Raw genomic sequence first — 7,375 nt, 5'->3', positions numbered from 1 at the left:
GCTGATGCTCGCGGTGCCGCTGGTACTGCTCTACGAGATCTCGATCTGGTGCGTCCGCCTGATCGAGATGCGCCGCAAGAAGGCCGACGTCGCCGACGGACTGGCCGCCTGATCCAGCGTTAGCCCGTCCGTAACGCCCAGCAGGGCACCTTTGCGGGAAACCGGGAGCGTGGACATGGGCCTGATCGACCTTTCGAACGACATCATCGCGCGCGGCGAGGTGACCTCGGCCGACATCCTGGCGCTGCGTCAGAACATCTTCGGCGAGGTCACCGTCACCCGCGACGAGGCCGAGGCCCTGTTCCGCATCGATGAGGGCACGGAACGCCGCGTCGCCGAATGGCGCATGCTCTTCCTGGAAGCCCTGACCGACTGGCTGGTCCGCCAGCAGGAGCCTCCGGGCTATGTCACCGACGCCCAGGCCGATTGGCTGATCGCCCGCATCGAGGTCGACAGGCGGGCCCGTGACGGCACCGAGATCGAACTGGTGGTGCGGGTGCTGGAACAGGCCGACAGCGCCCCGGCCGCGCTCGCGGCCTTCGGCCTCAGCCTGGTCAGTCGCTCCGTGGTCGAGAACGACGGCGTGATCAGCGCGACCGAGGTCCAGCGCATGCGCCGGCTGATGTTCGCCCCCTCCGGCCCGGGCCGTCTCGCCATCTCGCGCGAGGAGGCCGAGGTGCTGTTCGACCTCAACGACGCCACGCGCGGCGCGGCCAACGATCCGTCCTGGACCGACTTCTTCATGCGCGCCGTGGCCAACGCCGTCACCGCCGCCGCCGGATGGGCCCCGCCCGGCCGCGAGGAGGCCCTGCGCCGCGAGCGCTGGCTGGCCGACCCCGACGCCGGCATCATGAGCGGCATCGTCAAGGAGTTCGGCCAGACCGCCGTCCACAACATCGGTTGGCATACCCCCGCCCTGCTGATCCGCGGTCTGTTCGAACCCGACGCCGCCGAAGCCCTGTTCAGGGAGCGCGAACAGACCCGGCAGCAGGCCGCCTCGACCGCCGCGCCGGTGAACGCCGAGGAGGCGCGCTGGCTGGTCGACCGCATCGGCCGCGACGGCGATTTCGACGTCAACGAACGCGCCCTGATCGGCTTCCTGAAGGACCTTGCTCCGTATACGGACGAAACGCTCCAGCCGCTGATCGAACAGCTGGCGGCCTAGGTCGCCGGGCCGGCTGTTCGGCGGTACTTGCACATGACCTCGGTTCTTTCCTTTCGCATTCTCGCCTCCCCTTCCAGCAACGATCATGAGGCGCGGCCGCTCGTGGACGGCGCCGACTGGCTGGCAGAGGACTGCCTGGGCCTCGACCCGCCTGAGCTTGTCCTTGAGTTCGCCAGGAACCCTGCGCGCCTCCTGATCGGACGATGCGGTTGCGGCGTGGTGGGCTGCGGCGACGTGACGGTCGAGGTGGAGAGGACGGAGAGCACGGTCGAATGGCGGCTGCACGACGGCTCGCCGATCACTTTCGATCGCCGTCGCTACGACGCCGAGATCGCCCGCTTCAGCACCGACCACTCGTGGGAGCCTCTTGAACGGCGGGTGGAGCGCGAAGTCGGCCAGGTGTTCGCCGGGTCCTCCACCAAGGCGGGCCTGACCTTCGACTGGGCCTCAACCCGCATTCGCCAAGGCCTGATCTGCCTGTCCTATTCGCGCCCAGGCGTGGGCCAGAGCCTGCTGGAGTTCGGCTGGGACGGCCAGAACCTGGACGACGCGCTGACCAGTGCACGGCGGTTCCACGCCGAACATTTCGACGACAGCTCACCCAAATGAAAAGGGCGCCGGCGGTTTCCCGCCGGCGCCCTCCTCGATCAGCCCCCGCTGTCGATCAGCAGCTGTAGTACATGTCGAATTCGACGGGGTGCGGGTGCAGTTGCAGACGCATCACCTCTTCCATCTTCAGCTCGATGTAGCTGTCGATGAAGTCGTCATCCATGACGCCGCCCTTCTTGAGGAAGGCGCGATCCTTGTCGAGGCTCTCCAGGGCTTCGCGCAGCGAGCCGCAGACCTCGGGGATGTTGCCGCGCTCTTCCGGCGGCAGGTCGTACAGGTTCTTGTCGGCGGGCGCGCCCGGATCGATGCGGTTCTCGATCCCGTCCAGGCCGGCCATCAGCAGGGCCACGAAGGTCAGGTAGGGGTTGCCCATCGGATCCGGGAAGCGGGCTTCGATGCGCTTGGCCTTGGGCGAGTTGACCCACGGGATACGGATCGAGGCCGAGCGGTTGCGGGCCGAGTACGCCAGCTTGACCGGGGCTTCATAGCCCGGGACCAGGCGCTTGTAGGAGTTGGTGGTCGAGTTCGCGAAGGCGTTGATGGCCTTGGCGTGCTTGATGATGCCGCCGATGTACCAAAGACAGAGGTCCGACAGGCCGGCGTATTTGTCGCCCGCGAACAGCGGCTTGCCGTCGCGCCAGATCGACTGGTGCACGTGCATGCCCGAGCCGTTGTCCCCGAAGGTCGGCTTGGCCATGAAGGTGGCCGACTTGCCGTAGGCGGCGGCCACGTTGTGGATCACGTACTTATACATCTGGGTGCGGTCGGCCATGGTCAGCAGGTCGCTGAACTTCAGGCCCAGCTCGTGCTGCGCCGGGGCCACCTCGTGGTGGTGCTTCTCGGGCTGCATGCCCAGGTCGCGCATCACGCCCAGCATCTCGCCGCGCAGGTCCTGGGCGCTGTCGGTCGGATTGACCGGGAAGTAGCCGCCCTTGGGCCCCGGGCGGTGGCCCATGTTGCCTTCGGAGTATTCAGCGCCGGTGTTGGCCGGCAGCTCGATCGAATCGTAGGTGTAGCCGGTGTCGTGCGGGGCGGTGGACCAGCGCACGTCGTCGAAGATGAAGAACTCGGCTTCCGGGCCGAAATAGACGGTGTCGCCCACGCCCGAGGACTGGACGTACGCCAGCGCCTTCTTGGCCATCGAGCGGCTGTCGCGGTTGTAGGGCTCGCCCGTGTCCGGGTTCAGCACGTCGCAGAACAGGAACAGCGTCGTCTGCTGGTAGAAGGGGTCGATCCAGAAGTTCGCAAGGTCCGGCTTCAGCAGCATGTCGGACTCGTTGATCGCCTTCCAGCCGGCGATCGACGAGCCGTCGAACATCGTGCCCTCTTCGAGGAATTCCTCGTCGACAAGGTCGATGTCGAAGGTCACGTGCTGCATCCGACCCTTTGTGTCGGTGAAGCGGAGATCGACGTAGCGAACGTCTTTCTCCTTGATCTCTTTAAGGATCTTGCCCGCGTCGCTCATTCTTCGAGGTCCTGTTTCTTATGGGGAGGTTTCGTTGACGACCGCGCCCGGGGACACGGCCGGTGGTCTGAGCGATCAGACGGCTTGTGCGCCCGTTTCGCCAGTGCGGATGCGAATGACGTCCAGGACGTCAGACACGAAAATCTTGCCGTCGCCGATCTTGCCGGTGCGGGCTGCGGTCTGGATGGCCTCGATCACCGACGGGGCCAGGTCGTCGGAAACCACGACCTCGATCTTGATCTTGGGCAGGAAGTCGATGACGTACTCGGCGCCCCTGTAGAGTTCCGAATGGCCCTTCTGACGCCCATAGCCCTTGGCTTCGAGCACCGTCATCCCCTGGACGCCCGCGTCCTGCAGGGCCTCTTTCACTTCATCCAGCTTGAAAGGCTTGATGACGGCTTCAATCTTTTTCATCGGCGTTCCCGGCGGGCTCTGGAATGCCGCGCGCTCGGGCAGCAAAGGGACATTGCATTGCACAATAAGGCAAGTGTTTTTCGCATGCGCGGCGAACCGTAAGCGGACGAAAACGTATCGGCATGAAGGCTGGAATGGCGAGCATAAGGTTCAAACAGACCGACAGGCGGGTGGGACTGGCCGTCGCCCTGGGATTCCTGGCGGTCGCGTTCGGCGGACTCTTCTTCGTTTTCGGCTTCGGCGGACTGGCGGATTTCGTGAACGCCTTCCCGTCGGTGAAGCTGATGGGGATCATCGCCGCGCTGGTGTTTCTCCCGCTTCCGATCCTGATGGTGCGGCGGCTGTACAAGGCCACCGACGTGGACTTCGGCGCCGACGCCATAACTGTCCGCACCGCCGGGCGGCCTGAGACGACCCACATCCGCTATGCGGAGATCCAGACCGCCGATCTTCACAAGTCGACGCCCGGCGCCCTGTCCCTCTTCTCCCGCGACGGCCGCCTGCTGCATCGGTTCGCGCCCTACAACGACAGTACCAGCCTGGACGCCCTGGTCGCGGGACTGACCGGGACCGGGCAGTTCCGGATCGAGGACCGGCCGGTCAAGGTCTTCGGCGGCGCGATGAGCGGCCGCGTGTTCACGCGAAAGGCCTAGGACCATGGTCGTCGAAGACTGGCACGCCAAACTGCCCTGGCCCGGCGTCGATGCGCACAAGCATGCGCGCGGGCGGCTGGGCGTGGTCTCGGGCAAGGCGACCCAGACCGGGGCCGCCCGGCTGGCGGCGCGCGCCGGCCTGCGCATCGGCGCCGGGGTGGTGCGCATCCTGTGCCCGCCCGACGCGGCGGCGGTCATCGCCCCGGCCATCGAGGCGATCATGCTGACCCCCTTCGCCTCCGATGAGGCGCTGAAGGCGGCGGCCCAGGGCATGGACGCCGTGGTGGTGGGACCGGCGGCGGGCGTCAACGACGCCACCTCGGCCAACGTCCGCGCCCTGGCCGAGACCGGCGCGGCCCTGATCGTGGACGCCGACGGCCTGACGGTGTTCGAAGCCTGGCCCGGCGAACTGTTCGGCCTGCTGGACCGCGACGACGTCCTGACCCCGCATGAGGGCGAGTTCAAACGCCTCTTCCCCGACCTGCTGGGCAAGGGCCGCGAGACGGCGGCGCGCGAGGCGGCCGAGCGGGCGGGCGCCGTGGTCGTGCTCAAGGGGCCGGAGACGGTGATCGCCGCCCCGGACGGCCGCCTCGCCCTGAACCACAACGGCGTGCCCTGGCTGGCCACCGCGGGCTCCGGCGACGTGCTGGCGGGCATGATCGGCGGCCTGATGGCCCAGCGCATGGACAGTTTCGACGCCGCCCGCGCGGCCGTCTGGATGCACGCCGAGGCCGCCCGCGCCTTCGGTCCCGGCCTGATCGCCGAGGACCTGCCCGAGCGCCTGCCCGCCGTTCTGGCCCTCCTCTATGCACAGGGCGGCTGAGCCGCGACCCCGGGTCCGGTTCAAATCGTCACCGAAGCGGCCTAACAGGACCGCATGCTGATCGTCCTGTCCCCGGCCAAGCGTCTCGATTTCACCGAAGCCGACCCCGCCGTCCCCGCCTCGGAGCGCCGCTTCCTCGAGGACACGGCCTCCCTGTCCAAGACCGCCCGCGCCCGCACCGTGGCCGAGCTGCGCCGCCTGATGGGCATTTCGGACGATCTGGCCCGGCTGAACCGCGAGCGCTTCCAGGCCTTCGCGCCCGATTCCACCGATGGGGTCCAGGCCGCCTTCGCCTTCGCCGGCGACGTCTACGAGGGCCTGCGCGCCCGCGAGCTGGACCCGGCGGGCCTGGCCTTCGCCCAGGCGCACCTGCGCATCCTGTCCGGCCTCTATGGCCTGCTGCGCCCGCTGGACCGGATCCAGCCCTACCGCCTCGAGATGGGCACGCGGCTGAAGACCCGGCGCGGCTCCAGCCTCTACGACTTCTGGGGCGACCGCATCTCGAAATGCCTCAACGCCGACGCCGAGGGCCAGAGCGATCCGACCCTCGTGAACCTGGCCAGCCAGGAGTATTTCGGCGCCGTCGACGCCAAGGCCCTGAAGCTGCCGGTGGTCACGCCGAACTTCTACGAGGACAAGGCCGGCGATCGGCGCATCATCTCCTTCTTCGCCAAGCGGGCGCGCGGGACCATGGCCCGCTTCGCCATCGACGAACGCATCGACCGGGCGGAGGATTTGAAGGCCTTCGACCGCGACGGCTACCGCTTCGACAAGTCCGCGTCCTCGGACACGGAGTGGATATTCATCAGATCGGGAAATACTTGAGCCCGACAGTCGCCATGACGTATGCCTGACGCTAGAGTCGCGCCGAGGCCAGAGTCGAAAAGTCCTCCGAGGAAAGACAACATGTTCCAGTGGCCCAAGCGTGGTGAAGGCGCCTCCAGCGAGAGCGAACCGTTCCGCGACGTCGGCGACCTCAAGGGCCAGGTGGCGGTGATCTCGGGTTCGACCTCGGGAATCGGACTGGCGCTGGCCAAGGCCGTGGCCAGCCGGGGTGGCGACGTGGTCCTGAACGGCCTGGGCGACCCGGCCGAGATCGAACGCACCCGCGCCGGGATCGAGGCCAGCTGCGGCGTGCGCGTCCGCTACCACGCCGCCAACATGATGCGCGGCGACGAGGTCGCCGACATGGTCGCCTTCGGCAAGCACGAGCTCGGCCGTGTCGATATCCTGGTCAACAACGCCGGCATCCAGCACGTCGAGGCCGTCGAGAAATTCCCCGCCGACAAGTGGGAGCAGATCATCGCCATCAACCTGTCGTCGACCTTCTATGCGACGCGGGCGGCCATCCCGATCATGAAGGCCCAGGGCCGCGGCCGGATCGTCAACATCGCCTCGGCCCACGGCCTGGTCGCCAGCCCGTTCAAGTCGGCCTATGTCGCCGCCAAGCACGGCGTCCTCGGCTTCACCAAGACCGTCGCCCTGGAAGTGGCGCAGGACAACATCACCTGCAACGCCATCTGCCCCGGCTTCGTCGAGACCCCCATCGTCGAAAAGCAGATCGCCGACCAGGCCCGCACCCGCGGCATGTCCAAGGAGCAGGTGCTCAAGGACGTCATCCTGGGCTCCCAGCCGACCAAGAAATTCGTCACCACCGACCAGCTGGCCGGGATGTTCCTCTACCTCGTCTCCGACCTCGGCGCCTCGGCCAACGGGGCCAGCTTCTCCATCGACGGCGGCTGGACGGCGCAATAGCCATGGCCAAACCGGCGGCCCCCAAGCGTCGTCCGGTCTGCCTCGCCCTTCAGGGCGGCGGCTCCCACGGCGCCTTCCAGTGGGGCGTGCTCGACCGCCTGCTCGAGGACGACCGCCTGGACGTCCGCGCCGTCACCGCCGCCTCCGCCGGAGCCATGAACGCCGCGGCCCTGGTCAGCGGCCTTGAGACCGGCGGCCCCGACGGCGCCCGCAGGCAGCTCGACCTGCTGTGGCGCGAGGTCAACCAGTCCGGCGGCCGCAACGTCTTCGGCGATTCCTCGATCTGGAGCGCGGCCCTGACGCCCGGCTGGCTGAAGGACACCGGCCTTTGGCGCACCGGCGAGAACATCGCCCTGTCGATGAGCCCCTATCAGTTCAACCCCTTCAACCTGAACCCGCTCCGGCGGGTCCTCGACACGGCCATCGATTTCGAGGCCGTGCGCGCCTCGTCCATCTCCGTCTTCGTCTCGGCCACGGCGGTGAAACAGGGC

9 protein-coding genes and 1 pseudogene are annotated in these 7,375 nt (G+C 67.6%); 8 read left to right on the top strand and 2 right to left on the bottom strand.

Going from position 1 to position 7,375, the window contains the following annotated elements; translation table 11 throughout:
- The 3 genes and pseudogenes from Q0C81_RS07660 to Q0C81_RS07650 form a co-directional block, all read left to right on the top strand.
- Window positions 1–112, top strand: a pseudogene (locus Q0C81_RS07660) (twin-arginine translocase subunit TatC); the annotation flags it as partial.
- A gap of 63 nt (window positions 113–175) precedes the next feature.
- Window positions 176–1,165 (top strand): hypothetical protein, encoded by a 990-nt coding sequence (locus Q0C81_RS07655; RefSeq protein ID WP_291835924.1) that lies wholly within the window; start codon window positions 176–178, stop codon window positions 1,163–1,165.
- 27 nt (window positions 1,166–1,192) lie between these two features.
- Complete coding sequence (locus tag Q0C81_RS07650) at window positions 1,193–1,774, top strand: hypothetical protein (protein WP_291835921.1); 582 nt, start codon at window positions 1,193–1,195, stop codon at window positions 1,772–1,774.
- Window positions 1,775–1,829: 55 nt separating this feature from the next.
- Here Q0C81_RS07650 and glnA read toward each other — a convergent pair whose 3' ends face one another.
- Both glnA and Q0C81_RS07640 read right to left on the bottom strand, forming a co-directional pair.
- On the bottom strand, window positions 1,830–3,239 hold the full coding sequence (glnA, locus tag Q0C81_RS07645) for a type I glutamate--ammonia ligase (RefSeq protein WP_291835918.1): 1,410 nt from the start codon (window positions 3,237–3,239) through the stop codon (window positions 1,830–1,832).
- A 75-nt stretch (window positions 3,240–3,314) separates the two neighbouring features.
- Window positions 3,315–3,653 (bottom strand): P-II family nitrogen regulator, encoded by a 339-nt coding sequence (locus Q0C81_RS07640; RefSeq protein ID WP_291835915.1) that lies wholly within the window; start codon window positions 3,651–3,653, stop codon window positions 3,315–3,317.
- Between the two features lie 134 nt (window positions 3,654–3,787).
- Between Q0C81_RS07640 and Q0C81_RS07635 the strand changes: the two genes are divergently transcribed.
- The 5 genes from Q0C81_RS07635 to Q0C81_RS07615 form a co-directional block, all read left to right on the top strand.
- Window positions 3,788–4,306 carry a hypothetical protein gene (locus Q0C81_RS07635; RefSeq protein ID WP_291835909.1) on the top strand — a complete coding sequence of 173 codons (519 nt, stop codon included), beginning with the start codon at window positions 3,788–3,790 and terminating at the stop codon, window positions 4,304–4,306.
- 4 nt (window positions 4,307–4,310) lie between these two features.
- Window positions 4,311–5,129, top strand: a complete 819-nt coding sequence (locus Q0C81_RS07630) for an NAD(P)H-hydrate dehydratase (RefSeq protein WP_291835906.1) — start codon at window positions 4,311–4,313, stop codon at window positions 5,127–5,129.
- Window positions 5,130–5,183: 54 nt separating this feature from the next.
- Window positions 5,184–5,954, top strand: a complete 771-nt coding sequence (yaaA, locus tag Q0C81_RS07625) for a peroxide stress protein YaaA (protein WP_291835903.1) — start codon at window positions 5,184–5,186, stop codon at window positions 5,952–5,954.
- An 81-nt stretch (window positions 5,955–6,035) separates the two neighbouring features.
- The gene (locus Q0C81_RS07620) at window positions 6,036–6,884 is read left to right on the top strand and encodes a 3-hydroxybutyrate dehydrogenase (RefSeq protein WP_291835900.1); all 849 of its coding nucleotides are present in this window, start codon (window positions 6,036–6,038) and stop codon (window positions 6,882–6,884) included.
- Window positions 6,885–6,886: 2 nt separating this feature from the next.
- Window positions 6,887–7,375, top strand: a 489-nt coding sequence (locus tag Q0C81_RS07615; protein WP_291835896.1) for a patatin-like phospholipase family protein, incomplete at its 3' end; no start/stop codon positions are given.

It is taken from the genome of Brevundimonas sp. (genome assembly GCF_023259385.1).
In the GTDB taxonomy this organism is placed as follows: Bacteria; Pseudomonadota; Alphaproteobacteria; order Caulobacterales; family Caulobacteraceae; genus Brevundimonas.
Note: the sequence above shows the minus strand (reverse complement) of the source record. Positions and strands in the feature narration are given on the sequence as shown.